We start from the raw sequence: 26,308 nt of genomic DNA, 5'->3' as shown, positions 1-26,308 counted from the left end.
GCGTATCCGCTGCAACTCGAGCGAAATGCCGGAGCGCTGCTGCCTTCAGTCAGAAGGCCTCCCGCCCTTCGGCAATGTTGAGCAGTTCGGAGAATACCAGCGTCGCTGGTGCACGCCCGGCAGCTGGCACCAGTTCGCGCAGCAGGCCATTGTCGCGCAAATCCCGGACGATCTTCCGCGCCGTTGCTGGCGGAATCTGCGCCGAAGCGATGAAGTCCGGCGTCTTGAAAATGGGACGCTGGAAAATCCAATCGAGTGCCCGCACCGCATATTGCGAGTGGGTGATTTCCACGACCCGATCACGTTTGTCCTGATGAAGCGCAAGTATGGCCTGTGCTTTGCGCGTATTGGCATCGGCCTGGGCAATGATGCCCCGCAAGAAAAACACCACCCACCCGCTCCAGTCATCGTCGCGGGATATTGCCAGCATGCGGTCGTAGTACTCGTCCCGATTGGCCTCAAGATACTCGGAGAGATAGAAGTTTGGCCGGGAGAGTTGCCCGTGCGCGTAGAGGAAAAGCGGAATGATCAGCCGTCCGATGCGCCCGTTTCCATCAAGGAATGGGTGGATCGATTCAAATTCGGCATGCACGATAGCGAGCTGCACCAAACGGTCGGGTGATGCTGCGTGAATGTAGGCTTCCCAGCGTGCCATCGCATCGTCGATGCGATCAGCTCCGGGCGGCACGAAACGGGCTTGCTCGATCGTGCATCCCTCAGGCCCGATCCAGTTGGGGATACGGCGGTACTCGCCGGGGTCCTTGTTGCGGCCACGGACGCCATCCATAAGAACGCAGTGCGTCGCCTTGATCAGCCGCTGAGATAGCGGCAGCTGCGCCATGAGGCTTTCCGCTTCGCGCAAAGCAGCGCGGTAGTTCAGCACTTCGCGGGCGTCCGCCTTTTTTGGCGTACTTTCGTCGAAAAGATGTCCCTGTGCCTCGAACTCCAGGACCTCGCCCAGGGTCACCTGCGTTCCTTCGATCTTGCTGGACAGGACAGCTTCACGGGCGGTTAGGGGTGAGAGAAGAATATCGGGATTGGGGATGCCTGCGAGGACACCCTCGTAGCGCGCAATCGCAGCGTTGGCCGGCCCAACCAAGGGAAACAGGGCTTCGAGATCAAGTCTGGCTGGAGGAAAACGTCCCTCATGGTAGGCAACAGGCAACGGCTTCTCCCCTGGACCATCATCTGAGGTAAGTGCACCGCTGGGATTCCCTTTGATGATCGTCTGTAGATGGTTACACTGCTTGATGATCGCGAAACCGGGTTTTGTCTACATCAAGCTGTATTGATGATCACAGACGATCGTCAAATCCGATGCCCGCATCTGAGCTCGACGGTAGCTAGCTCTCTCATACCCTCTAAGGTATACGGTCGATCCATCCCCTATAGGGTATAACTCGATTGGTGGAGTATCCCTTGGATCAGATCATCCGACTGCCCAACCAACTTGGCGCGTTCGTGAAGAGCACCCGCCTAGAGCGCAATATGACCCAGAAGCAGCTAGCCAGCCTGATCGGCAAGCAGCAGAAAACGATCTCGGCCATAGAAACCGGAAGCCCGGGGACAAAGCTCGACACGCTCCTCAGCGTGATCGCAATGCTTGACCTCGATCTGCAAGTCATGCCGCGCCGCAAGGACGGCCAGGACATCGCGGATGTCTTCTAGCTTGGCGGGTATCCGGACCTACGAGTCCAAGGTAATCCTTGTCAGCACTGCGGCAGCTCCCTCGAGCGGCACGAACAACCTGGTCTGGAAGCGGAGGATCTCGGTGAAGCAGCCTTGGGCCTTGTACCAGTCAAGCCGGCTCGCCGACCAACCCGCAAGCTCCAGACGCTGCGAACCATTGACGAGGCTCCGCTTGAGCATGAGCGCTTCGCGAGCCTTGACTGCCATCGGCCTCCCGCTGGAGAGTACTGCCCGCACGAGGTCTTCCGGTGCGATTTGCGGAGCGGCATCAAGTCCCAGCGCGCCGCAGATGTCTGCGACGGCATGGAGCGGGACTTCCCTCCCCAGCAAGGACCGGCCGTCGCTGGCCGATATCCGACTGACCCGGACATGGTCGGCCGGGAGCTTGTCCCAAACGGGTAGCAGCAGGCCAGTCGCGAGATGCAGGCGCTCGCGCTTCAGCGAAGACAGCGCTTCGTCGACCTCGGCCTGCCAAGCGGTGCGGAAGGTCGCTTCATCAACGGGCTCCCAGCTGCTTTCTGCAAGCTGCTCGGCGGTCAGATGGCCGCGCTTCAGCGGACGGACCAGTTCGTGACGCGTGATGCGGGTGCCGTCATCGGAGAGCAGACTGCGCGCCGGCACCAGCAGAGCTGCCCGGCCCGAACGCCTGTTACACATCAGCCGCCGTCGGCCGCCGGACGTGCCTTCGAGTTGACCGAGCCGATCGAGCGTGAGGGGCTTCAGCGCCCGTGCGACTTCCAGCTCGAGCAGGTGGGTTGTGGCACCCGACACGCTGTCGGTCCGCAGCAACGTGTCGGACAGTATCTCGAAGCTTTCGACAGCAATGGTCTCGAGTCCGAGGTCGAGGGTTCCTGCTGCTCGTGCCGCATCGATCCGCGCTTCGACGAGCCCAAGGAATTCATCAAAGATCGCATTTTGGAGGCCGATCGGCAGAGCGAGGATACGGTTGAGCCAGCGCTGGATTGTGGGGAGGTCATCGACCATCCCGCCATCGGCGCTCTCAATCCTGAGGCAGGTCAGATCCTGAAACCGGGCCAGCCCGACCGCTTCGAGCTTGCCTATGAAGAGCAGGCCAAACCAGCGGTTCAGCGCTTCCTTGGCATAGATGCTCTCCAGATTGTCGGCAGGATTGAACAGGTTCTGCCCGCCGGTCTGGCGCTGGCCGCGCGTCAGCGCGCCAAGGCTGTCGAGACGCCGGGCAATCGTCGAGATGAAGCGGCGCTCGCCGCGCACATCGGACGTGACGGGCCGGAACAACGGAGCTGATGCCTGATTGGTGCGGTTGGTGCGGCCAAGCCCCTGGATCGCTGCATCGGCCCGCCAGCCCGGCTCCAGCAGGAAATGGACACGCCGTGACTGGTTCCGCGCGGCAAGGTCAGCGTGATAGCTGCGGCCGGTGCCGCCAGCGTCCGAGAACACGAGGATGCGCTTGTCGCCATTCATGAAAGCCTGGGTCTCGGCGATGTTGGCTCGCGGGGTGCGGGATTGCAGTTTCTGTCGGCCGTCCGACCCCACGATGAGGCGGCGCGTCCGCCCTGTGACTTCGGCCACGTTGTCGGTGCCGAAGCGCTCGATGATCGCGTCGAGTGCTGTGGCGATCGGCGGGAGGGCGCAGAGCTGCTCGACCATCCGGTCGCGCGCAGCGAGCGCGGCTTGGCAGAGAACCGGAGCACCATCGGCATCGCTCGTCGGCTCGGAACGGGGATTGCCGTTCTCGTCAGTGAACACCGCCATGAGCCGCACGGGAAAGCTCTTCATCAGATACTGAACAACGGTCTCGCGGGGAGACAAGTCGATCTCGAGGGCTTCGCGTTCCTCATCCGACAAGTCGGCGAGCCGCCGGTCGAGCATCGCTTCGGCGGTAGAGACCAGCTGAACCACCACAGCATTGCCCTCGGCGATGGCGCTATCGATGGCCGGCAGCAGGCTCGGAAGCTTCATCGAGAGCAGCAGCTGCGCGAAGAAGCGCTGCTTGGTGCCTTCAAAAACCGAGAGCGCAGCCGACTTTGCTCCGCTGTTGAGCGTGCCGCCTGTTTCGCAATCGACGATACGCGTGGCCTCGAGCGCCTCGCGCAGATTGGCGTGGATGATCGCCCAGGCGTCGGCATAGGCATCGTAGACTGCGATCTGATCTGCGCCGAGGTGATGCTCGAGGATCTCGTATTCGACACCGGCGAATGAGAGAGCCCGGGCCGTGTAGAGCCCGAGCGCCTTCAGATCACGTGCGACGAGTTCCATCGCCGCGATACCGCCTGCCCGGATGTCGGTCACGAACTCCTCGCGGTTGGCAAAGGCGGTCTTCGGTCCCCAAAGGCCGAGCCGTGTAGCGTAGGCGAGATTGTTGACGTCCGATGCTCCAGTCGCCGACGCATAGAGCACACGTGCTCGTGGCAGCAGGTTCTGGAGGCGTACGCCGGTGACGCCTTGTTCCGAGCCCTTGGTCTTGCCACGCGAGCCTTCGCCGCCAGCAGCATTGGCCATGGCGTGCGCTTCATCGAAGACAATCACGCCCTCGAAGTCCTCGCCTGCCCAGGCGAGGATCTGATCGAGCCGGGTCGCATCGGCGCGGCCCGAGCGGAGCGTCGGATAGGTCACGAAGAGGATGCCTTCCGGCATCATGATGGGGGAGCCGAGCTTCCATGTCGCCAGCGGCTGAATGTCGATGGGCAAACCGCCGAGCGCGGCCCAGTCGCGGCGTGCGTCTTCGAGCAGGGCTTCGTTCTTGGAAATCCAGATGTGACGGCGCTCGCCCTGCACCCAGCGGTCAAGGATGACGCTGGCGACCTGACGTCCTTTGCCGGCACCAGTGCCGTCGCCGAGGAAGTAGCCCATGCGGTAGGCCTTGCCCTCGGCGCTGGGCACAAGAATGCAGCCCTTGTCTTCGGGCATGAAGCGGCCCGGCAGATCGCGCGCATGGGCGCTTGCCGCGTAGATGAGGGTCTCGATCTGCGCGGCCGACAAGAGACCCTTGGCGATCACATGCCCGGGCAGCTTGGGTACCACGGACGGGACTGGCGCGGTGATCGATCCCATGGCGACCGATTCCACGAGCGGTGTCGGATGATCGGCTGCACTTGGAATCGCGATGCGGCTCGGGCGGTAGGGCAGATAGTGCCCGACCTGCTCTGGCGTCGCCGCAGGCACTTCGAGCGCGGAGAATGCGACATCAGCCGCTTCGCTGGTGTTCGGACCTCGGCTCCTCGCGACCGGCATCGGCCGGGCCGAAGGTCGAAGCGATGGCAGTACCTTGAGCGGTCTGGGCGGTATTGCCGCAAGGCTTGGTGGTGACAAGCGCGCCGGGATCGCATCAACGAGCGCGCAGAGTTCAAGGAAGCTAGCCCCGCGGCCAGTGACGGGCTCGCTCGCGACATCCAGTTTGTCGATCACCAGCAGCCGCGTAGTGATCGACGTGCCATGGGCGATGAACCCGCGTTCGATGGCAAGATCGAGGCGCATGGCGGCAGGCTCCGCCAACCGGCTGAAGAAACCCGGCAGGTCGAACCACTCGGGAAGGATCGCGACCATTCGTCCGCCTGCGGCAAGCCGGTTCCATGCCGAGCGAAGATGCCGCATGGCCGTCCGACCGTCGCGGCCGCGCTCAGCGCTCCACGAATAGGGCGGGTTCATCAGGACCGTCTGCGGGCGGACCACATGCGGCAGGAGATCGTCGATCAGCTCGCCATCGTGGCCAGTGATCCCGGCTGCCGGGAACAGTTGAGCGAGGCAGTCGCGACGAAGGCCCGAAATCTCGTTGAGCGCGAGGCGCGCGCCAGCTTTCTCCGCCCAGACGGCGAGCATCCCTGTCCCGGCTGATGGCTCGAGAACCAGCTCCCCGCGAGCGGGAGGGCAGGCCCGGGCTGCCAGCCAGGCGATGCGCGGCGGCGTTGCGAACTGCTGGAGCTCGATCTGCTCGTCGCTGCGGACAGATTGGCGCGGAACCAGAGCCTCAAGGCAATCGAAGTGGTTCGCGGCCTCGCTCGGACTCGATCGGACATCGAGATCGGATTGAACCTGCAGCCAGAGGACCTGCGCGAGCTCGAGCGCCGTGTGAGCGTCGCGGATGGACCAACGCCCGGCAGCGTCACTGCCGCCGAACTGATCGGTGAGGGTGGCATTTAGAATGGACCGCGAGAGCGCCTCGCCGCAGCCAAGCTTCGCGGCAAGGACCTGGGCGGTCGCAAAGACGGATGGCTCGCCCGAAAACGGCAAGGCAAGAACGGGGAGAGTGGACATGGGAACCTCCTGACGACACCCGCGCCAAGCGGGTCTCGAGAGGCTCCAAGCCCCCTCCCCTCTCTTGTCCGGATCAGGCCTCGATCTGCTGCCTGGCCCTGAGGACGTCGTTGAAGTCGGCGCCCGGTTGCTCGGGGCGATGGGTCACGATCACGCGCCCTTCCCGCTCGTAAGCCGCACGCGCCCGGCGTTCAGCCAGGTCTCCGGCGGAATCGTGGTCGATAAAAATATGGAGCTCGCTCACGCTCTCCGGGATCGCAACCAGCCCGAAGCGTTCTGTGCCCAGCGTTGCCCAGCAGGGGATGCCGAACAGCTCCTTCGCGGACAGGGCTGTCTCGATGCCTTCCGCCAGACCGAGCCTGCCGCCGCGCGGTCCGTGAAGCCGAACCGCGCCGCGTCCCAGAGCTCCAAGCGCGCGCTTGGGGCCATCAAAGCGGGCAACGCGGAAGGTCTCGAACTCGAGGAAGGTGCGATGGAGCGCGATAACGCCGAGATCGGTACGCACCGCCGCGAGAAGAGATGGGTGAAAACGCACCGATCCCTTGGGCCCGAGCGGAGTACGCGGATGATAGCGCAGATCGGAAGAGCCGGTACGGATGGCGCGACCTGTAAGATAGCGCTCGGCCGGGCTGTCAACGAGACACGTCGCCTCGCGCCAAAGCCGCTGGATATGCTCGCTCGGGACCGCTTGCTGCATAGCGGTTCGGACAGGCTCGGATCGCCCGTCGAACAGCGTCGACGACCTTACACCGCGCTGCGCGAGCGCCGCCAGAACAGCGGCATTGGTACAGCCGGCAAAGCAGTGGAACAGGATCGCCCGCAAACCGAGCGTAACGCTGAGCGAGGGTGTGCGATCATCATGCGCCGGGCATCGGCACATGCCGCGCGAGCGTGACCAGAAGCCATCAAGGTCGGCAACAATCTGGCGAGCACGGGCTTCAAGGCGATCTTCAACAAGGGCATTCGACATCGGGCATCTCCATCACGGATGCCACCGCCCGCGCAGCCTCCACTCTGCGCCCTTCACGACGCGCTTTGATGCGCGACATGTTCTTTGTATGTTCTCATTTCTGATTCGGCAAATCGAGAACGTGTCATGGGAAAAAGCTGGTATATGTTCGCAGCCCTCTCGCTGTTCGCCCTCAGCAGTGGTCCTGCTGAAGCGCAAACAACGCAGGCGAATGCTCGGCCTGATAGACCACAATCGCAAGGATCTGCCACTGTTCTGCGGCCGGATGGCTTCGTGCTCTACGAACATGGCAATTGGTCACAGTCTGTCGGCGAAGGGACAAGTCGGCTTAGGGCCACCAGCCCGCGCGAGCGAGAATCACCAGAACAGACAAGCCGATTGAACCGCGAGAACCAGAGCAGTTGGCGCCGGACGATCTACCTGCCTCAGGTTTTGGCCGCTGAAGCCCGCTATTCCTTGCCCACCGGGCTACTCGATGCGTTGGTGTGGACTGAATCGCGATACAACCCCCTTGCGGTCAGCGCAGCGGGAGCAGCCGGATTGGGGCAACTGATGCCCGGTACCGCAAGAGCACTCGGCATCACAAATCGCTACGATCCCGGCATGAACATCCTTGGCGCGGCGCGCTATCTGCGTCAGATGCTCGATCGGTTCGGCTTGGTCCACCTTGCCGTTGCTGCCTACAACGCCGGCCCTGGCGCCGTCGAACGGGCTGGCGGGATACCGATCAACGGGGAAACCCCCGGTTATGTGCGCGATGTCCTGCGCAGTTGGCACTGAAAATGAGGGATTAGGTGAGCACAGAGCGCCAGCGCATTGCCGGGATTTTGGACCGTGCCAAGCGCGGCTTGATCCTTACGACCGACCAGCACGAAGTCTGGGTGATTGAGGTGGAAGAGGATGTCGACCAGCTGATCGGCTCGAAAGTCACCGTTGATGGTGTCATCCTTGGAATTGATCGCCTGCGTGCAGACTGGATCGGCAAGTTGTGACGAAGAGCATCACGCAGCTCGCTTCCGGCCTCGCTTGATTTCGACGACCGATCCGACGTTCAGGAAGTCAGCCCAATCCTGCATCATGCGCCGACGAGGTGTGAGGTACTCAGCCGCGTTGTAAGCGCCCCGAACCTCATTCTTTTCGGAGTGAGCGAGCTGCAGCTCGACCCAATCTTCGTGGTAACGGCGGATCCAGACCGGCGGATCGCCGAACTCGATCAATTGCTCGTTCGCCCATGTGCTGGCCAGTCCCCGAAAGCCATGCACCGTCTGCCGGGAATGATATCCGAGCCGGTATAGTGCATAGATCATGGTATTCTCTGACAGAGGCTTCTCCGGATGATTGCCGGGAAAGAGGAACTCGCCCGTCGCCGAACCCATGAGCGTTCTGACGATGGCCACCGCCTGGGCGGACAAGGGGACGAGATGGTCCCGGCCCATCTTCATCCTGTCTGCCGGAATGCGCCATAGTGGTTCCGGACCGTCCAGACCTTCGAACTCTGACTTGACCGCAAATCGAAGCTCCTTGGTTCTGACCCAGGTAAGCAAGGCGAACATGACGGCGTCGCGTGTGATCAGGGAGCGCCGCTCACCCTCTTCCCTATACCCGCGCAGCTTGTCGATGAACGTAGGCAACTCGCTGAGCGGTAGGCGGCTCATGTGCTGAACCCGTGGACGCGGCTTCAAGGCCCCGCGAAGGTTTGCAGTCGGATCATGGCTGGCAAGCCCACAGGCAATCGCGAACTGAAAGACCTGTCCGACACCCTGCTTTGCACGTCGACTTATGTCGAGCGCACCGCGCTTCTCGATCTTGCGGATCATGGCGAGGACGTTGGGCGGCGTGATCTCGTGAATGGCCTTTTGACCGAGAGCTGGAATAACGTCCCGCTCCATGCGGGACCAAACGCGTTCGGCATGCGCAGGGTTCAGAGCGGTCTTGCGGTTCTCATGCCAGCGCTTTGCCACCGCCTCAAAGGTCGTTTCGGCGTCACCTTCGCCCTCCCCCTTCGCCTTCATGGGATCTGATCCCTGGGCGAGTTGGGCCTTCGCTGCGAAACGCTTCTCTCTGGCAGCGGAGATACCCACGGCCGGGTAGGCGCCGAAGGACAGCAGCTTTTCCTTGCCCGCAAAGCGGTACTTCATCCGCCACAGCTTCGTGCCGTTTGGCTGGACGAGCAGGAATAGCCCTTCGCTATCGAAAAGCTTGTACGCTCGGTCATTTGCCTTTGCGTTTCGGGCCTGAGTCTCTGTGAGAGGCATTGGGGGTATCGCTCCTTTCCGACACTCCGCGAAAATACCCCCAAAATACCCCCACGCCAAATCTGGCTGCATGTGGACGGCATCGGGTGCATACGGACGCGAATCACCCGCAACCCTCTGCTCTTCTTCGTTTTTTTGGAAAAATCCGGAAGCATCTGGAAGCTTCCGGAAAGGGGATTGGTAGCGGAGGAGGGACTCGAACCCCCGACACGCGGATTATGATTCCGCTGCTCTAACCAGCTGAGCTACTCCGCCCCATGGCGTGCCCTTCGCTGCGGTGTGGTTAGTTCCGCTGGGCAGGCCGCGCTCCTAACCTTGCCCGACGGGTCGGTCAACCGGGTTTGCGGGATTTTTTGCGCGAGGATCCGGATTGGTCCCAACCCTCAAGCTCGCGGCACGTTCCTTCTGCCTACATGCACCCTTTCCCCGCAGATGCAGGCGCCAGCGATGCCTGCATCATGACCCAGCGCGGGCGTGGACAAGCAAGCATCATCACCGATAATCGGCGGTGAATCGACGCCCAGATGCTCGACCATCGCCACCCCGCAGCACCAATCAGACCATCGGCGTGCATCCACCCGCCAGGGACGCGATCCGCTGCGGCGAAATAGTCAACACCAGAGGGGCGCAAGGCTGTCCTGGATGCCCGGCAATCAGCCGATACTGCGCGTTGGCACGTGTGAATTGCGAGCGAGCGGCCAAGCCGTTCAAGCTTCACAAACCCCTGCGGCCAGGCCTTGGCACCAGGCTGCATGGAACAGGGAGATAGACGCCGCGCTATCCTCCAGTTCTCGCTGCAAGGCCTGCGGCCCGTCAGCGCGGCATCACCGTCAGGACTTTGCCGACGCGCTCAACCGACAGCATCGCAGCGCACCGCGCAGATGATTGCGCGGGATGAAAAGGCCCTGCCCTAAAGTAGAAAATTCTGGTAGGGTCGATAACAAAGAATTGCATGCTCAGAGAAGAAATACCAAACAACAAAATACACACCGAAAGCCGAAAGCGCGAGAATCTTTGAGCTTTTACCAATCGATTTTTGGTATACGCTTTGCATCTCGGTCAATATCAGAATTGATACAGGCATCACATAAAAGTTAAATCGATGCAAGGAAAGCGTCGAAATAAACATTAAAGGAGATAAAGCAATCGTTATTGTCGACATTATTTTAAATAATTGGAACTTTTCAGGATCAAATTTTTTGAAATTTTCTCGCAATAAGAAGAAAATCAATGCTGGAATGAGGCATATAATGTAACGAATGACAGCACCATCCGAGTTCACCTCACCGTAGATCTGATCGATATATCGATCTTGATACACTTCAAGGCGATCTCCAATAAGCAGAGTTACTGCGGGTACAAACACTACCGCGCCGGCAAGCAACTTGAAGAACGAAACAGATCTGCCTGCAAGGGCTGCTAGCGGCAAGAAAACCAACGCTGATGTGTGGAACTGACCAGCAAGCAAGATCCACGCGGCGGTTTCGCCACCTCGCCTTCTGGAAAATGCAACGAGAGCGCAAAGAAAGAACGCCAGAGCAATACCTTGGCGCAAGCCAGACATTCCCAACTGGACAATCAGGACCGGGAAAAACAGGGTCAGGGCCATCCACGGCTGCGAGCTGAATCGAAAGAACTTGAAATAACCCCATAATATAATTGCAGAGGAAATCACGTTGAGCCACATGTAATCAAGATCGAATCTTCTGACAGAATCATTCAGAATTTCGAAGCCAGGCTCTGCTCCCTGCAGGTAATCCATCAGGGTTAGATCTAAAGATGCATTATTAAATCGCGAAAGATATCCAAGATAATCACAACCTACGTTGTTTCGGCCACCCATAAACCACAACAGGAACATTGCGGTTAGAAATATGGCAATAAGGCTCATTCTCTTTTTTGAAGAGATCGAAATTGCTGAAAATAGAGAATAGATTATCAAGTACATGATGTTTCCATTTTACATTATTTTAATCAGGAAAAGTCGTCCATACATTTACTTCTGAAACCAAATTCGTTGCGCAGTCGGAGAAATTGTTGAATTATCTCATCTAGCTGCCCAATATTCTCGGCGATATTTCTTCCCATATTGTGAGGATGCCACCAGAGATGATAGTTAAGGCCCAATCGTGCTGCCCGCTCCATTTCGGCTTTCACTCGTGCAATGTGCAGACTTGAAAATGCCGGCAGTCGCTTGTCCCACGGCCGCAAGAAGCGGGATGCCTCCAAGTTGGTGATGCCTGACACTTGCTCAGGGCGCTCAAACCCCTGCCACCCGAACAGCGGTATCATGCTGTCTGCATACCTCATCGCCCGGATTGCGAGAGAGTTGTCTCCCTTTGACCGGGGCCGGTACACACCAACGGCCGGATTTCCCCGGAAGCGGGTTATCCCTCTGCTTGCGGCCACCTGAAGGTGCTCTAGGCTCATCTGGTTGCGCGGAAAGACGATGCTCTGGAGTTTGTGCCCGCTATCCGATGCGATCGCGAGCGCCGCGTCGAGGTCTGCACCGAAGGCCTCGCAGGTACCGCCATTCTCCAGGCAATAGAAATGTGAAAAGGTGTGCGTTGCAAGCTCCTGTCCTTCAGTGTCCGCAATTCGATCAATCACGGATCGTCCGAAGTGCACTGGATCTTCGGCCTCGTTTTTGCCCAGGCCGTTCTCGATGAAGGCATATGGTGAGAGTGCTGGCTCGCGATACTTCGGACGAAGGGCGGGCGGTGGAGAGTAAGTCAGAGCTTCATCCCGGCTGCGCGCAAACAGAAGTCCAACCGTTGCCCATGTTGCTCGAATGCCATTCTGTGCGAAACGAGACAGGATCAACGGCACGGCCTGCCTGACCCCGAGTACAGCATCGCCATAGTCCTCCGTCGTACGGTGATCGCGAACGCCCCACATCATTTCGAAATCAAGCGAGATTATCAGCGATCCGGTCATGAACGCATTGGCCTCACGAGGAGATGACACTTTTTAAGCATTCTTCGCACTGCTTTTCCGGCAAAGTTCAACAGATCAACCACCGCGGGGACAGGATCTCCAAATTCGAACACCGCGCCAATCGTCCGAACTGCTGGCCCGGTAACGCGAGTGTCGGGCTTTGGTAGAAGAAATGACCGCGCCGTCCGGTAAAACATGGCCGACCAGGCATCCTTCACCGCGTAACGCCAACGAATGCCCTGGGTCTGATCGTTCTCTTCAAGTGCGCACGGAAGTCCCGCCAGTTCGAGGTAGGCCGAGAGTACAACAGGCCTCGCCGAAGCTTCGGAAAGGGAAAACCACAGCGAAGGGCGGACGTTGATTTCTATGATATGCAATTCGTTTGTAAGCAGATGCCGTTTGAACTCTGCTGCAGCTATGCCGCGATAGCCCATAGCGCGCAGGAACTCGCTTGTGACAGCCGCGCTTTCGATTTCGCTGGAGCTCTGCACGAGCGATGCCGAACCGAAGCCGGGCGGGAATTGCCGAAGCTTCCTCGCGGTGAACATCTGGCGCATGCCTCCGCCCCGATCAGCATGAACGCAAGCAAGCGAAATCGCGCTTTCCGGTCCTGGAACAATTTCCTGGACAAGCAGTAAGCCAGCACCGCCTGGAATGTCGTCAATGCATGCTAGCAACTCGGATGCATCGGCGGCGGTCCATCCCTTTTTCCCGTTCATGCCCTCCTTGACGGCGTCAATCCTGGCCGGTTTGATCATCACAGGATAAGTAACCTCCTGCGACAAGTCTCCAAGTTGGTCCTTCATCCTGCGCCAGATGCGCGGGCAGCGAACGTTGTGTTCGAGGCAAAGGTCGTGAAAACGATCCTTGGACATGATGCTCTCGGCAACACCGTCCGAGTAGCTGTCCTGGAAGCTGAAGTAGTTCGCCAGGACTTCTGCATGGACAATTATGAAGTCGACGTCCTGATCAGAGGTCGGAAGCAGGACTGGCTTGACGTCGGAAGTTACCTCCACGGCCAATCGGCACATTTCAGCGAGGCGCCGATCAGTGTCCGGCTCTATGAGAACTCTGTCTAGGTAGCGGGAAGCGCAGCCGGCCTGCAGGCTTCTGGCGACGCCGGTCACCTTGACCCCGGCGCGACCAAGCGTACGCACCACGTGCAACCCGGTTGGCGATAGGCCAAGCACGAAAGCCGCAGGCTTGGCCGTGGGAGCAATCAGTTTCATGCCCTGGAGATCTCGTTGCCGAGAACCTGCCCGAACAGGTCGGCCAGCTTTCGGGCCTGTCCTGCCGGAGAGAAATGCGTCTCTACCTCTCTGCGGGCCGCCGACGCCACACGTCTGCGCAAAGCCGGATCATCAAGGAGACGCTCGATCACATCTTCCCATTCATCGAGCGTACTGCACAAGAATCCCGTCTCGCCATGCCGGATAAGGTGAAGATTGTATCCCACCGCTGCGACGACGGGGACGACCCCGGCCGCCATGTAAGTTCGGGCCTTGCCTCCGGACTTGCCTTTCGCCCAGTCTTCCGGTGGAAGCGGCATAAGGCCAATGTCATAGCGCCCAAGCGCAGAAAGTTCTCCGTCGAGCGACCAGTCGTGGAGCTGCCAGTCCACGCCTTCCATTGCGAAGTCGTTCCCACCCATGATTTCCCATCTTAGGCCGGGATGGCGCCGAGCAAGGCGTTGGAGCGGTCCTTGAATGAGATTCAGATACTTCACTGTGGAGGGCGACCCCAGCCAGCCAATAGTCAGTGAGCAAGTATCGGAGCTGTGCGCGCGCATCGGGATTCGCGATGTGTCTTCTGCGGCTTCCAGGGTAACGGCGGTACCGCCCTCGTCGCGAGCGGCATCGCGCAGCCAGTCATTGCCGGCAATGGTGCAGTCGACCAGACGCAAGAGCTCCCTGGTCTTTCCTGCGGAGCGGAAGAAGGTCGCGATCGGATTGTATCTGCTGGACTTCTTGATGAACAACGCATCGTCGTAGTCGAAGAAAAGTTTTGCTCCGCGAGACTTCAGCATACGTTCGATCCATGGCGGACCAAACGGGAAAAGCTCTCGTTGAAGATAGATTATGTCGTAGGAGCGCCATTTTCTGAGCGCCCAAAGCCGTTTCACGACCGCTTGAAGCGTTACAAGGACTTTGAGAATGGTCTTTCCAGGCGTCAGGCTCAGCCGGTACATTCTCTGATCCATGAAGCTCTGGACGTCGCACCGGACGTTCAGGGCCTCAAGGTGCGGCAGGTACTGGAAGACCCGGTAACGGGAAGAGGCTCCTTCGAGCGGATAGCGGGTCAGGAACAGGACCCGGATGGGCGTGGCATTCACAGAATGGCCCCCGTGCCCGAGAGGCGGGCATAGATCCGATCATATTCGGCAGCTCCGCGTTCAAGTGAAAACTCTTCCACTGCAACCGCTCGGGACATTTGCGCGATGTTCTCATTTCCTGCCAGATCGATGAGATCCGCTATCGCGACATCGACCCCCTCAAGGTCGACTTCGTCTTCTGACTTGACCGGCAATGCTATGCCGACGCCGCGTCCTTGAAGGATCTCGGCAACATCTCCCACGCCTTCGTTCACAAGAACCGGTTTGCCGCAGGCGAGGAATTCTCCCAACCTGGTTGGGCAAGAGGCAGACTTCGACAATGCGGGTTTGACGAAGAAGATCGCTGCATCCATTTCAGCAATCTCGCAGGGAACCTGCGCGTAGCCGACCTCGCGGATATCGACGCGCGACATATCTATTCCCGCATCGGCCAGTTCCTGTCGGATCAGGTCATGCCCACCCTTGTTGATCACGAGAAATCTGGCGTCTGGCCTGAGTTCAAAAAGCCGTCGCACGACGCGCGCGACATCGCCGAAGAGATACCAGCTGCCCACCGACCCGACGTATCCCAGGCAGAAACCTTGGCGTGTACCTTCAAGCGGCCGAAAGACATCAAGGTTCGTACAAGTGGGGATGACCGAGACTTGCAGTTCGCGGCCAACCAGATAGTCGAAACCACGAAAGATCCGCACGCCGGCTCTGGTAAGCGAGACGATGTGGTCAGCATTGAGGAACAGCACTCGCTCCAGCTTCTTGACCAGTCGAAATACAAGGGAATTGCGTGACCAGATCCCGCCATCCACCCGTTCGTCCGGCCAGAATCCTCGCATGTCGAAGATGAGGCGCGCGCCCGTCAACTTCTTCACGGCCAGCCCTATCAGGCTGCCGATATAGCTACGACAATGGAGCACGCTGACCCCATGCCTTTTCGCCAGGCGATTGGCCATCCGGATTCCAGCAACGACGTCATACGCGGTCGCAATCATCCCGGGGCGGTTGTGCCACTCCAGGTAATGCCAGTCGATGCCGACACTTGAACACTTCTCATGCAACGCTGCCACTCGCGCTGTGTCCTTGAGGTTCGGCGATTTCTCGAAACTCAGAACCGTAAGCTTGTGCTTTTTGGCAAGTAAGAGGACATATTGCAGCACTTGACTTTGCCCCAAGGGGTCAAGCAGTCCAGTGTAGGAAATGTATAGGACGTTGGCCATGCGGCTCCAGATAGTCAGCTAATTCAACAGAGAACGGTAAAAGTCGACGTGGCGCTGTGCGATTGCAGGGAGGTCAAACAGGCCTGCCCTGTCCTTGGCGATCTTGCCCAGATGGCCGCGCATCACGGGATCCGCACAAAGCGTCCGGATTGCTGTTGCCAAGGCTCTGCTGTCGCCCGCTCTTACGATCAGACCGGCATCACCTATCGTCTCGGGTAAGCCCCCGGCGTCACTGGCCACAATGGACCTGGCGAGCGCCATCGCCTCCAGAGCCACCAGACCAAAGCCCTCAAAACGCGAAGGAATTACAACCACATCCGAAGAAGCGATGATTGCCATCAATTCGGCATGGGCCAACGCGCCCGTGAATTTGATCCGGTCACGCAGGCCGAACCGCTCTGCCTGCTCTGAGACAGCCAAGCGCAAGGGCCCGTCCCCGGCAATGACGATGCTCGGTAACGCGTCTTCCTTGGCCAGCAAGACCAGAGCATCGAGCAAGTCCGCGTGCCCCTTTTCGCGCACGATCCTGCCTGGCAATACCACTGTGCAGGCGGCACCGGTTGCGGAACGTGCACGAACATCGAGCGCGATAGAGCGGAGCTGTGCCAAATCCACGGGATTGGGGATGACCTTTATGTCGGCCAATCCCAATGCCCGGCGTACAGTCTCCGCGACAGCAGTCGACACTGCCAGGCAGCCCGTCATGCCGCGGGTATGGAGGCTCGATGCGATAAGTCGGCGGAAAGAAAGGCCCCAACTCGCGCGCGTCGCTCCGGCGTAGGCAAGGTTATGAAAAGTCACGCAAGTCTTGGCTTTTGTGAAGCCCAATATCTTCGCTAGCGATGTATAGATCGATGGGAAATAGAGATGTGAGTGCACAACATCGGCATCCGGCATGGTACTTGCCAAAGCACGTGCCCCGCCAATCAGGTTCCATCGATTGCCGCCCGGCAGACGAACGACCCGTACGCCCCCGGCCAATAGCTGGTCCTCGAGATCGTACGGGCCGCAACGCACCGCGACGGTAACCTGATGGCCCATGCGCACCATTTGCGGGAGCAGCATGACCAGGAGACGCTCGGCCCCCCCGCACTGCAAAGTATCAATCGCGTGAAGGATCTTCACGAATCGTACTTCAAAGTCCTGACAACCCGAGCGGGATTCCCGACAGCGACGCAGTTTGGGGGTATGTCGCGCGTCACTACGGCATTTGCACCGATGACCGAGTTGCTGCCTATCGTCACCCCTTTCGTGACAGTCGCTTTGGCGCCGATCCAGACATTGTCGCCGATTGCGACCTCATCGACGTTGAAACCCGAATGTGCAGTCAACAAGTACGGGCCAAACACATGGTCATGGTCGCGGATTGTGACATGCTCTGCGATCAGGCAACCACGGCCAATCACGATTGCCCCTCTTGCACAGACGACACTGAATTGACCGATGTAGGTTCCTGGTCCGATTTCAAGCCGGCCGTGTTTGACCGTAACCTCGCAATACCGGTCCAAAGAAGTTTCGTCGCCGATGGAGAGGGTTCCCCCATCAGTGCACCTCAGGCGGACATGAGGCCCAATCGCAATCCGGCCTGTAGAAAGGCATCCGGATCGAAATAGTATGATCCGGCCTTGCAATTGCGCGCGCATCCGCGCCGCGAAGTTAAGCGCCTTCCGGATCACACCGAAAACTGAGCATTTCACAGCGATGTTCCTGAAAACAGGTTACAGATCAAAGTATCTGCTTGAAGGGCAGAGCCAACACCGAGGTGTCGACGCGCAATCTCTTGCGCACAGTCCACCATTGCAACAAACGCAGGACTACCAACACAAGGGATGCCGCAGTTGCAGCGCCCACAGCGCCAAACTCACTGGAAAGAGGGACCGCAAGGGCCCCACTCAGCACAATGGCAGCAATCCAGATCACCAGCCCCTGGCGCTCCTGCCCGGTAAGCATCAGGATCGATTCACTTGACCCGAAATAGGCTCTCAAAGCCTGCCCGATCGTGAGGACCAGCAACGCATCGTATCCGCCTGCAAAGCCTTCGCCGTAAAGCGCACCCAATAGCCACTCCCCGAAGGCGACGAACAGCACCGCTATGGGGACGGTTGCAATGAAACCGGCAAGTGCGCTGCGCGATGCAACTTGCTGCAACGACACCAGATCGCCGGCCCGATGAGCGCGCACGAAATAAGGCTCAAATGGCGGCGTAACAACTTGCAGGCCAAGCAGCAGAAGGGTTGATGCGGACATCGCAACACGGAATTGTGCGACCTGCTCTTCGGTCGAAACAATGCCCAGTATGACGGTGCCGATATTCTGATTCACTACCTGCAGCCCGCCTACCATCGCGATGGGCGCCAGATCTGATAGCCATCTCGCCTTCTTCGAGAAGTCGGCAGCAGCTTGGACCATTCCCGCGGGACGGCTCCTGACAAGGAGTAATGCCCCGACCAGAAATGCGATGATCGAAGCGAAAATGTTGCAGAAGATGGCAGCCAGCGCGTTGAATTCCGTGCTCGGCCAAAACATGAAAGGCAATGCAAAAACTGCAAGAAGCAGGGGCCGGATTATGCCGCCCGGCAGCATGCTCCAGGCGACACGCCTCAATCCCTTCAAGGCCGCAGCTCTCAACAATCCCAAAGCTATGAAAGGAATTAGAAGCAGTGAGGCGGCCAGTTCGGTAGAAACGAGTCCAGGGACCGTCCACCAAAGCAGATACGTCACCATCATGACGATCAACGAGGAGCCGACAACGAAGCGGCCCGACCAGATCCAGACTCCCTTCATGCGGGGCAGGTCGTGATCGACGTCTGCTTTCGCCGTCTCGCGGAGCAAGAGAGTTGGCAGGCCGACGTGCACCGGAATTGCAATCATCGCCATGATGGAGGTCGCAAGGGTGTATGACCCGAATTCGCTCGGCCCCAGCGATCGGGCAAGTACGACGGAACTGGCCATCATTGCTAGTATCCCGCCAGCCCGCAAGGCAAGCGACGCAATGCCGCCTCGGAGGAGACTGGCCCGTGTCCCGGACCCGGCGAGAATCTCGCGCAGGAGCAGCTTGATCGGCTCCATTACGTGAATGTCCTCAAAGCCGCAGATCCGTCGTATCTGGTTCGAACATGCACTTCAGATCGAAAAGAACGTTTACGGGGCGGCCAAGCGAGCGAATTTCCGTCGTACCCATGCTCCGGAATTCGTCATGGGCCACCGCCAGTACGATAGCGTCATAACTGCCCGGGCTGGGGGCATGGCAAACATCAAGTCCATATTCTGCCTTGGCATGGTGTGCATCGACCCAAGGGTCGAATACGTCCACCGTGGCGCCGTACTCGACCAACTCATCGATGACATCGACCACACGCGTGTTGCGCAAGTCCGGGCAGTTTTCCTTGAAGGTCAGGCCCAGTACGAGGACGCGGGCGCCCTTGATGGCAATCCCTTTCCCGATCATGGCCTTGACCATACGCCCCGCGACATAGGCCCCCATGCCATCGTTTATGCGGCGACCGGCCAGGATCACTTGCGGATGGTAGCCCAGAGACTCTGCCTTGTGCGTCAGGTAATAGGGGTCGACGCCGATGCAATGCCCGCCGACCAAACCGGGGCGGAATGGCAGGAAGTTCCACTTGGTCCCTGCCGCGCGCAAGACAGCGTCAGTGTCGATATTCATGCGGTTGAAGATGATCGCGAGTTCATTGACCAAGGCGATGTTGAGATCGCGCTGGGTGTTTTCGATCACCTTTGCAGCTTCGGCCACGCGGATCGAGTCCGCCTTGTATGTGCCTGCTGTAATGATCGAGGCGTAGAGCGCATCGACCTTGTCTGCGACTTCTGGCGTGGAACCCGACGTGACCTTGCGGATCGTCGTGAGGCGGTGATCCTTGTCGCCCGGATTTATCCGTTCCGGGCTGTAACCACAGAAGAAGTCCTCGTTGAAGCGCAAGCCGGAGACCCTCTCCAGCACCGGGACACAGTCTTCTTCCGTTGCACCGGGATAGACGGTGCTTTCGTAGATGACGATATCGCCTGTCTTGAGAGCGCGCCCTACGGTTTCCGAGGCCTTTAGCAGCGGGGTCAGGTCCGGGCGTTTGTGCGCATCAATCGGCGTCGGAACCGTGACGATGAAGACTTTCGCCTCTGTGAGATCTGCAGGATCGGATGTGAGTTTGAGGTGCCGTGCATGTGCTAGCTCTTCGGATGTCACCTCAAGCGTTTGATCTCGCCCGGCGCGCAGTTCGGCAATTCTACGTTCGTTGACATCGTAACCAATAACGGGACGATGAAACGCAAACTCAACCGCGAGCGGAAGACCAACATATCCTAAACCGATTATTGCTATTTTATCATCAGACATAATTTATGTTCTTCGTATGAAGAGGAGAAATCGCACTCGTGACCACATGATTTCCTTCTCGTTTTGCCCTGATACGCCTTCGTCTAATTTTAAGAATCTCTTTTATTATCGGTATTTTATTTAATAATATAGACGATCTTGCCGCAATTGATCCTTTCTTCAAATAACCAATAGTAGACGTAAATGGATATGCCATAACTATGCTAGGAGAAATGACCCTTATAAAAGATATCGCACCCTTATTGTAAAACGATTGAAAATCGTCTGCACAATGAATTACAGGATGGTTAATACACAATATTTTTTCCGCCGCTTTCTTTTCGATAATATAGCATAAAGCGGTTCTAACAGCATTAGCTGACATAGGTGTCAAAAGCCTTGCACCATTAACAGTAATTGATCCATACGAAGACATTTCCTGTCGCTGTATAGTTGGACTATAAAATGATATTACCTCACCCTCCCTAATGACCTCACTTAATGCATCCACAATTTGATCAAAGTTTTTTGGTAATACCGCATCATCCTCAACGATAACGGCGCATTTACCCTGAATTTCAATAATTTTTTTATAGGCGTTTAGATGAGAAAGTGCGCAACCTATTTGACCAGCCGAAAGATTTTCCAAATCTGCACATTTTGGATCAATAGCAATTTGATCTTCACCCACCACCCCAACAAACTCGTACTTCATACGAGTTTTTTCATTTAGCTCTTTATTTATATGATCGAAGCGTTTTTTAAACTTATTATTTGCAATAACAAATATTTGTGTTTTATTTGCCATGGTGTTCATCCTACAATCCTTTAGGTGCGCCTTATCTTAATTTTTCAATTTAGGTACGAGATTATCAACCATAACTCACTTCCCGTAGTATTCGCGGAACCAGCTCACGAAGCGGGCGATCCCATCGCGAAAATCGGTTTGCGGACGATAGCCAGTGAGTGTCTGGAGCAGCGATGCATCGGCCCAGGTGGCTGGGACGTCTCCCATCTGCATCGGCATGTAGTTGCGGACGGCCTTCTTCCCGAGGCAGTCCTCGATCGCATCGACAAAGTCGAGAAGGCGCACCTTGTCCGAATTGCCGATGTTGACGACGCGGAACGGTCCGACGGGCGAAAGGCTGTCTCCAGACGGCACCACACCATCTGCGGGGCGCTCGGGCACGGCATCGATCAGCAGCCGTATCCCGTGGACAAGATCGTCGATGTAAGTGAAGTCACGATACATGTCGCCGTTGTTGTAGATGTCGATCGGGCGGTCCTCGAGGATCGCATCGACGAACTTGTACAAGGCAAGGTCCGGTCGGCCCCACGGACCGTAGACCGTGAAGAAGCGGAACATCGTCGTCGGCAGGTTCCACAAGTGGGCATAGGCGTGGCCCATGCTCTCGGTGGCCTTCTTGGTCGCAGCGTAGATGGTCAGCTGCGTGTCGGCCTTGTCAGTCTCGCTGAACGGCATGTCCTCGTTCGCGCCATAGACGGACGATGTCGAAGCCATCAGCAAGTGGCCCGTTCCCACGCGCCTCGCCGCTTCCATCACGTTCATCGTGCCCACGACGTTCGAGCTCACGTAGGCGTAGGGATTTTCCAGCGAGTACCGGACACCCGCCTGCGCGGCGAGATGCACGATCGCTTCCGGCTGAAACCGGTCGATTGCCGCATCCAGCGCCTCGCGATCTTCAAGCATCGCCTCATCGGCCGAGAAGTTCGGGTCCGAACGAAGGGTCGCATGGCGCCGCTTCTTCAGTTCCACGTCGTAATAGTCGGTCATCCCGTCATAGCCATGCACGCGGAAACCTTCCGCGAGCAGGGCACGAGCGAGATGGAAGCCAATGAAGCCGGCCGTGCCGGTGATGAAGACGCGACGCACGAAGTGATAACCCCTGTCTTTTTTGCTTTAAGCGAGAGCCCAATGGCCCATTTGGTCAGTCGGGCCGCCTGCCCGTGACGCATGCGATGGCGTCGCGATAAGCGCTCGCCACAACAGACTGGTCGAATTTGCGCTCCATGAGCGCCCTGCCCGCCAGGCCCATCGCCGCCCTGTGGTGATCAGGCATGACGACGAACTTGTGCATCGCATCCACCAGCGTGGCCACGTCGCGAGGGCTGCACATCAGCCCGGTGACACCCCGTTCCACCACCGAGCGGCAACCGGGAACATCGGTGGCGATTACCGGTCGTGCCATGGCAGCGGCTTCGATCAGTGTACGCGGCGCGCCTTCCCGATAGGATGGAAGGACAACGCAATCGGCAGCGGCAATCCTTGTGCGCACGTCTGGCGTGGTGCCGAGGTATTCGACGCCATGTGTCGCCTCCCAACTACGCACGGTGCTTTCATCGAAGGCCGAGCGATTTGCTGAATCGGCAGGGCCGAGCAACTGGAACCGCGCGGCAGGCACGGCCTGACGCAAAATTCTTGCTGCCTCCACGAACTCAAGCACGCCCTTGTCTCGCAACATCCGGGCGATGAGCAGGAAGACAGGCGCATCCCCTCCCGGCAACGGCACGGGCGCAAAGTGTTCGAGATCGATCCCGGAACCGGGAAGCACCTGCGCCTGACTTTCGCGAACCAGCCGACGGTCAAGAAACAGCCCGCGATCCTCGCTGTTCTGGAAGAAGACGACAGGCAACCCGTCGAATGCGGTGCGGTAGAGATTCTCGACAAGGTAGCGCAGCAAAGGCCCGGACAGGAACGCGGTGCCCAGACCCGACACGTTGGGCACGAACGGAATGCCAAGCGGCTTTGCGGCTAGAGCTCCGAAGATGTTGTTCTTGATGGTGTAACTCAGCACCACATCCGGCTTTGCGGCAGCAAAGGCTGCGCGCAATTGGCGCATCAGGGCAAAATCCGTCAAAGGATTGAGGCCCTTGACGTTCATATCGAGTGCCACGGTTTCGCAGCCGATGGAGCGAAGCCTGTCGACCGCATGATCCAGGGGCGCAACAACGGTGACCCGCCCGCCTCTGGCCAGAACGTCCTCGACTACCGGCCTGCGGAAGTTCCAGACGTTCCAGGCCGCATTCGCGGTCAGAAGGACGTGGATGGGACGGCTATCTGTCATTTCAGGAAGTGCAGCGACCCCGGAAAGGGCGCCGCCCGTGACGGGAGACCCGACGGAACGAGGACCGGACAGCCCGGACCATGCTTCATTGATTGCAATGCTTTGCAGTCAAGCTCGGGGGATGAGATTTGCCTGTCCGACGCAGAACCACGGCTACCGCACGGCAGGTGAAATTCACCGACCGTTGCGCGTCTCGTCGCGACGGATAGAGCAATCAGAACGCCTCGGAAAGCGCTAAGTTTGCTACGAAAACATTATTTTTTTGACGAGAGATTACTGGGCAATGACGCCCGGACGAAGCCTTGGAACACGGCCCCGAACGAGAGTTCCTCCAACCTAAGGTTGTTGCCATTATATCGTTAGTTATCAGAAAAACACGGGCGATGAATTCTCCGTTCGGCAGTCAAGGGATCATAAAGAAACTCGGGCAGCAGCGCCGCAACCGTAAGGGATATAGCTCACGGCATTCCGCTCAAGGGTTCTGACCACTCGAACTGTAGGTCGATAGCAATATGCCGTAGCCCATCGTGATGATTTCGGTGTTCCCAACGCCAGCCTACCGCACTGTTACCTTCAACTGCGTCCTGTGTCTTTTGAACGCGGGGCCAAAAACACGGGGTAACCATGCAACTCGATCGAACGCGTTTTGCGGCGCGCACGATACGGCAGATGCTTCTGCTGTTATTCGCCGCGTTCGTCGCCATGACAACCACCGCATCCCCTGCCCTGGCGGGCAGTGCAACCAGCGGTGGCATGACGATCAATGACCTTTCCCTTCCCGCAGCACAGCGCGGAGTCGCCTACAGCTTTGACATCAAGGATCGTCTGAGCGGCGGTACGCCCAGCTACACATTCGCGCTGACCAGTGGGTCTCTGCCCACGAGCCTGTCGCTTTCCACCGCAGGCGTGCTCAGCGGCGTGAGCTGCGACAACACCAACGGGTCATTCCCGTTCACGGTCACGATCACGGATGGCAATGCCAACGTCGGCACCTTCAACTTGTCAGTCAATATGACGGCGGGTCCGGGTGGCGCATGCAGCCTCTCGGTCAATCCCGCCACGATCAACGATACCACCACGGTCGGCACAAGCTATTCCTCGACCGCGATCACCCCGTCGGGCACCGGTCCGTACACTTACACTCTGACGAGTGGCGCCCTGCCTGCAGGCCTGACACTCGACAACGGTGGCGCAACTGCGCAGATCACGGGCACCTCGACCGCAACCGGTACCTTCAATTTCACTTACGACATTACCGACACATCAACCGGCTTCGTCACGACGCTGACCGGCACCATTCAGGTCAATGCCGCAACGCTCGCCATCGGACCGGCTTCGCTGCCCAATGGCACGAATGGCACGCCATACTCCCAGACGCTGGTACCGACCGGCGGTAGCGGTCCCTACACCTGCACCGTGACCGCAGGTGCTTTGCCTGCTGGCCTCACGCTTGATGGCGTAACCGTCAGCGGAACGCCGACCTCGGCAGGCAGCTATGACTTCACCGTCACCTGCACCGACCGCTATGGCAGTTCGGCGACCAAGCGCTACACGCTTGTCATCGATCCAGGCCAGGTACTGACCCTCGGACCGGCATCGCTGCCCAACGGCACGAACGGCACGACCTATAGCCAGACCCTCGCGGGATCGGGCGGAACCGGCACGGGATACGTGTATTCCCTGACGTCCGGAGTTCTCCCGGCGGGCCTGACGCTTGACGCGAACACCGGTGCCATCACTGGCACCCCGACAACGCCGGGCACCTACAACTTCACGGCTCGCGTCGTGGATTCCGCTGGCAACTACCAGACCCACGATTACTCCATCGTCATCGCGCCTGGCGCGCTCCTCAACCTCGGCCCCCAGTCGCTTGAATCGCCGACGCAGGGCATCAACTACTCCTCGCCCGTCGTCGCCACAGGCGGGTCGGGCACGGGTTACGTTTACTCGCTGGACTCTGGTTCGCTGCCCTCCGGCCTGACGCTGAACCCGTCGACCGGCGTGATCAGCGGCAAGACCCTGGCCAGTGGCACCTATACGTTCACCGTCCGCGCGGTGGACTCGCAAGGCAACTACGGCACTCGTACCTACGTCTTCACCATTCGCGAGCGGCCTGATCCGACTCTCGATCCGGAAGTCCGCGGTATCGTGGCCAGCCAGTTCAGCACCTCCTCGCGCTTTGCGCAGGGTCAGCTGAACAACGCCATGCGCCACATGGAAAGCCTGCACGGCGGCCTTCGCTGCGGTGCCAACAACGAACTGCGCGTCACCGACACCACCGGCGCAAACGCCAGCAGCCAGCCCTCCGCCGCTTCTGCGGACGATAAGGCATCGGCCAAGGCCAAGCCCACCGCTTTGGTCTGCGACGACGAGGCCCCCAAGATCGCCGCCTGGTCAGCAGGCTCGATCGACCGTGCAACCGACGACATCCATCACTTCAACGCTGATGCAGTGACATTCGGCTTCGACGTTCAGGTCGGTCCCAAGGTCATTGCCGGTGCGGCGTTCGGCTATGGCTGGAACAAGAGCACGATCGGCACGCACGGTTCGCGCACGTCGGACAATGCCAAGTCGGCCATGGGCTATGCCAGCATCAACCCCGTCAAGTCCGTGTTTGTCGACCTTGCGGTCGGTGGCACCTGGATCGATCTTGGCGGAAGGCGCTACGTCACCTCCGATGCCAGCTTCGCCGGCTTCTCCCGCAAGGGCAACGTGACGTTTGGATCTGCAGCCGTCTCGGTCGAAAAGCCGGTGGGTGCAATCCTCGTCGCCGGAAAAGTCCGCTATGACTACATGAGGGCCAGCCTCGACGGGTTCAGCGAAACATCGTCCAGCCCGTATGCGCTGACCTACAATGACGCCAAGCAGACCACGCAGAACCTCACCGCAAGCCTGCGGATGGAGACCAACCTGTCCTATGACTGGGGCCGTCTCAAGCCGATGCTGCGCGCTGACCTGCGTCATCACGTCAGCGGGAACTACGATCAGGTCATGGCTTACAGCGACCTGCTCTCCCGCACCTACACGCTTCGCCATGCCACTTCGAAGCAGAACAACCTGTCGCTGGCAGGCGGTGTCACCGCCAACATCGATGGGACGGAACTGACTGCGGAGTACGGCACATCCTCGACGGCTGAAGACGGCCTGACGGGCGGTGAAGTCCGGATCATGGTGCGCCTGCCGTTCTGACGGCAGCCTTCAACTGATCAAAAAAATGCCGGGGGCGATTATCCGCCTCCGGCATTTTTTGTGCGCACAATGAAGA

Annotated in this window: 20 protein-coding genes and 1 tRNA gene; 4 read left to right on the top strand and 17 right to left on the bottom strand. The window is 58.8% G+C overall.

The genetic code is table 11. The features are described from left to right. Positions 1 to 49: 49 nt before the first annotated feature. A complete protein-coding gene (locus ACZ1JW_RS13260; protein WP_465140880.1) occupies positions 50 to 1,165 on the bottom strand; it encodes a Fic family protein in 1,116 nt (371 codons plus the stop codon). A gap of 254 nt (positions 1,166 to 1,419) precedes the next feature. On the opposite strand from ACZ1JW_RS13260, the gene ACZ1JW_RS13255 reads away from it, so the two are divergent. Continuing rightward, the gene (locus tag ACZ1JW_RS13255; RefSeq protein WP_465140879.1) at positions 1,420 to 1,668 is read left to right on the top strand and encodes a helix-turn-helix transcriptional regulator; all 249 of its coding nucleotides are present in this window, start codon (positions 1,420 to 1,422) and stop codon (positions 1,666 to 1,668) included. A gap of 18 nt (positions 1,669 to 1,686) precedes the next feature. Here the strand turns inward: ACZ1JW_RS13255 and ACZ1JW_RS13250 are convergent, their stop codons facing one another. Next, positions 1,687 to 5,922 carry a strawberry notch-like NTP hydrolase domain-containing protein gene (locus tag ACZ1JW_RS13250; protein ID WP_465140878.1) on the bottom strand — a complete coding sequence of 1,412 codons (4,236 nt, stop codon included), beginning with the start codon at positions 5,920 to 5,922 and terminating at the stop codon, positions 1,687 to 1,689. 73 nt (positions 5,923 to 5,995) lie between these two features. Further along, positions 5,996 to 6,892: a DUF7146 domain-containing protein gene (locus ACZ1JW_RS13245; RefSeq protein WP_465140877.1), complete on the bottom strand. Its 897-nt coding sequence runs from the start codon at positions 6,890 to 6,892 to the stop codon at positions 5,996 to 5,998. 126 nt (positions 6,893 to 7,018) lie between these two features. Between ACZ1JW_RS13245 and ACZ1JW_RS13240 the strand changes: the two genes are divergently transcribed. Together ACZ1JW_RS13240 and ACZ1JW_RS13235 are read left to right on the top strand one after the other, a co-directional pair. Continuing rightward, positions 7,019 to 7,672, top strand: a complete 654-nt coding sequence (locus tag ACZ1JW_RS13240; RefSeq protein WP_465140876.1) for a lytic transglycosylase domain-containing protein — start codon at positions 7,019 to 7,021, stop codon at positions 7,670 to 7,672. Between the two features lie 14 nt (positions 7,673 to 7,686). After that, a complete protein-coding gene (locus ACZ1JW_RS13235) occupies positions 7,687 to 7,884 on the top strand; it encodes a DUF5818 domain-containing protein (RefSeq protein WP_465140875.1) in 198 nt (65 codons plus the stop codon). 9 nt (positions 7,885 to 7,893) lie between these two features. On the opposite strand, the gene ACZ1JW_RS13230 is transcribed toward ACZ1JW_RS13235, so the two are convergent. The 14 genes from ACZ1JW_RS13230 to ACZ1JW_RS13165 all read right to left on the bottom strand — a co-directional run bounded on the left by ACZ1JW_RS13230 (position 7,894) and on the right by ACZ1JW_RS13165 (position 23,043). After that, the gene (locus ACZ1JW_RS13230; RefSeq protein WP_465140874.1) at positions 7,894 to 9,147 is read right to left on the bottom strand and encodes a tyrosine-type recombinase/integrase; all 1,254 of its coding nucleotides are present in this window, start codon (positions 9,145 to 9,147) and stop codon (positions 7,894 to 7,896) included. A gap of 178 nt (positions 9,148 to 9,325) precedes the next feature. After that, positions 9,326 to 9,402 (bottom strand) — tRNA-Met (locus ACZ1JW_RS13225). Positions 9,403 to 10,057: 655 nt separating this feature from the next. Beyond that, entirely contained in the window at positions 10,058 to 11,008 is a 951-nt protein-coding gene (locus ACZ1JW_RS13220; RefSeq protein WP_465140873.1) for an EpsG family protein, read from the bottom strand. A 113-nt stretch (positions 11,009 to 11,121) separates the two neighbouring features. Further along, a complete protein-coding gene (locus ACZ1JW_RS13215) occupies positions 11,122 to 12,084 on the bottom strand; it encodes a polysaccharide deacetylase family protein (RefSeq protein ID WP_465140872.1) in 963 nt (320 codons plus the stop codon). Continuing rightward, complete coding sequence (locus ACZ1JW_RS13210; RefSeq protein ID WP_465140871.1) at positions 12,081 to 13,313, bottom strand: carboxylate--amine ligase; 1,233 nt, start codon at positions 13,311 to 13,313, stop codon at positions 12,081 to 12,083. Before ACZ1JW_RS13210 ends, ACZ1JW_RS13215 begins: the two co-directional genes overlap by 4 nt. Beyond that, positions 13,310 to 14,416 (bottom strand): glycosyltransferase, encoded by a 1,107-nt coding sequence (locus tag ACZ1JW_RS13205; RefSeq protein WP_465140870.1) that lies wholly within the window; start codon positions 14,414 to 14,416, stop codon positions 13,310 to 13,312. Before ACZ1JW_RS13205 ends, ACZ1JW_RS13210 begins: the two co-directional genes overlap by 4 nt. Beyond that, positions 14,413 to 15,627: a glycosyltransferase gene (locus tag ACZ1JW_RS13200; RefSeq protein ID WP_465140869.1), complete on the bottom strand. Its 1,215-nt coding sequence runs from the start codon at positions 15,625 to 15,627 to the stop codon at positions 14,413 to 14,415. Before ACZ1JW_RS13200 ends, ACZ1JW_RS13205 begins: the two co-directional genes overlap by 4 nt. Positions 15,628 to 15,645: 18 nt before the next feature. Continuing rightward, the gene (locus ACZ1JW_RS13195) at positions 15,646 to 16,752 is read right to left on the bottom strand and encodes a glycosyltransferase family 4 protein (RefSeq protein ID WP_465140868.1); all 1,107 of its coding nucleotides are present in this window, start codon (positions 16,750 to 16,752) and stop codon (positions 15,646 to 15,648) included. Beyond that, complete coding sequence (locus ACZ1JW_RS13190; protein ID WP_465140867.1) at positions 16,749 to 17,324, bottom strand: acyltransferase; 576 nt, start codon at positions 17,322 to 17,324, stop codon at positions 16,749 to 16,751. The genes ACZ1JW_RS13195 and ACZ1JW_RS13190 overlap by 4 nt, the downstream gene beginning before the upstream one ends. 28 nt (positions 17,325 to 17,352) lie before the next feature. After that, the gene (locus tag ACZ1JW_RS13185; RefSeq protein WP_465140866.1) at positions 17,353 to 18,696 is read right to left on the bottom strand and encodes a lipopolysaccharide biosynthesis protein; all 1,344 of its coding nucleotides are present in this window, start codon (positions 18,694 to 18,696) and stop codon (positions 17,353 to 17,355) included. Positions 18,697 to 18,709: 13 nt separating this feature from the next. Beyond that, entirely contained in the window at positions 18,710 to 19,978 is a 1,269-nt protein-coding gene (gene tviB / locus ACZ1JW_RS13180) for a Vi polysaccharide biosynthesis UDP-N-acetylglucosamine C-6 dehydrogenase TviB (protein WP_465140865.1), read from the bottom strand. Then, on the bottom strand, positions 19,971 to 20,774 hold the full coding sequence (locus ACZ1JW_RS13175; protein WP_465140864.1) for a glycosyltransferase family 25 protein: 804 nt from the start codon (positions 20,772 to 20,774) through the stop codon (positions 19,971 to 19,973). Before ACZ1JW_RS13175 ends, tviB begins: the two co-directional genes overlap by 8 nt. Positions 20,775 to 20,840: 66 nt before the next feature. Continuing rightward, a complete protein-coding gene (locus ACZ1JW_RS13170) occupies positions 20,841 to 21,851 on the bottom strand; it encodes a GDP-mannose 4,6-dehydratase (protein WP_465140863.1) in 1,011 nt (336 codons plus the stop codon). 55 nt (positions 21,852 to 21,906) lie between these two features. Further along, positions 21,907 to 23,043: a glycosyltransferase family 4 protein gene (locus tag ACZ1JW_RS13165; RefSeq protein ID WP_465140862.1), complete on the bottom strand. Its 1,137-nt coding sequence runs from the start codon at positions 23,041 to 23,043 to the stop codon at positions 21,907 to 21,909. A gap of 669 nt (positions 23,044 to 23,712) precedes the next feature. Here ACZ1JW_RS13165 and ACZ1JW_RS13160 point away from each other — a divergent pair. Then, positions 23,713 to 26,232 (top strand): putative Ig domain-containing protein, encoded by a 2,520-nt coding sequence (locus ACZ1JW_RS13160; protein ID WP_465140861.1) that lies wholly within the window; start codon positions 23,713 to 23,715, stop codon positions 26,230 to 26,232. The last annotated feature ends 76 nt before the right edge of the window (positions 26,233 to 26,308 follow it).

The sequence above is a fragment of the Novosphingobium sp. BL-A-28-Hi1-0D genome (genome assembly GCF_055521755.1).
The sequence above is the reverse complement of the archived record's forward strand: the minus strand, read 5'-3'. Positions and strand labels throughout refer to the sequence as shown.

What these genes read in the sequence shown, in the direction of transcription:
- ACZ1JW_RS13200 (WP_465140869.1), bottom strand. Translation starts at nt 15,627, where the DNA reads ATGGCCAACGTCCTATACATTTCCTACACTGGACTGCTTGACCCCTTG.
- ACZ1JW_RS13185 (WP_465140866.1), bottom strand. Translation starts at nt 18,696, where the DNA reads ATGGAGCCGATCAAGCTGCTCCTGCGCGAGATTCTCGCCGGGTCCGGG.
- ACZ1JW_RS13160 (WP_465140861.1), top strand. Translation starts at nt 23,713, where the DNA reads ATGCTTCTGCTGTTATTCGCCGCGTTCGTCGCCATGACAACCACCGCA.
- ACZ1JW_RS13250 (WP_465140878.1), bottom strand. Translation starts at nt 5,922, where the DNA reads ATGTCCACTCTCCCCGTTCTTGCCTTGCCGTTTTCGGGCGAGCCATCC.
- ACZ1JW_RS13240 (WP_465140876.1), top strand. Translation starts at nt 7,019, where the DNA reads ATGGGAAAAAGCTGGTATATGTTCGCAGCCCTCTCGCTGTTCGCCCTC.
- ACZ1JW_RS13175 (WP_465140864.1), bottom strand. Translation starts at nt 20,774, where the DNA reads ATGAACACCATGGCAAATAAAACACAAATATTTGTTATTGCAAATAAT.
- tviB (WP_465140865.1), bottom strand. Translation starts at nt 19,978, where the DNA reads ATGTCTGATGATAAAATAGCAATAATCGGTTTAGGATATGTTGGTCTT.
- ACZ1JW_RS13230 (WP_465140874.1), bottom strand. Translation starts at nt 9,147, where the DNA reads ATGCCTCTCACAGAGACTCAGGCCCGAAACGCAAAGGCAAATGACCGA.
- ACZ1JW_RS13210 (WP_465140871.1), bottom strand. Translation starts at nt 13,313, where the DNA reads ATGAAACTGATTGCTCCCACGGCCAAGCCTGCGGCTTTCGTGCTTGGC.
- ACZ1JW_RS13165 (WP_465140862.1), bottom strand. Translation starts at nt 23,043, where the DNA reads ATGACAGATAGCCGTCCCATCCACGTCCTTCTGACCGCGAATGCGGCC.
- ACZ1JW_RS13245 (WP_465140877.1), bottom strand. Translation starts at nt 6,892, where the DNA reads ATGTCGAATGCCCTTGTTGAAGATCGCCTTGAAGCCCGTGCTCGCCAG.
- ACZ1JW_RS13220 (WP_465140873.1), bottom strand. Translation starts at nt 11,008, where the DNA reads ATGTTCCTGTTGTGGTTTATGGGTGGCCGAAACAACGTAGGTTGTGAT.
- ACZ1JW_RS13215 (WP_465140872.1), bottom strand. Translation starts at nt 12,084, where the DNA reads ATGACCGGATCGCTGATAATCTCGCTTGATTTCGAAATGATGTGGGGC.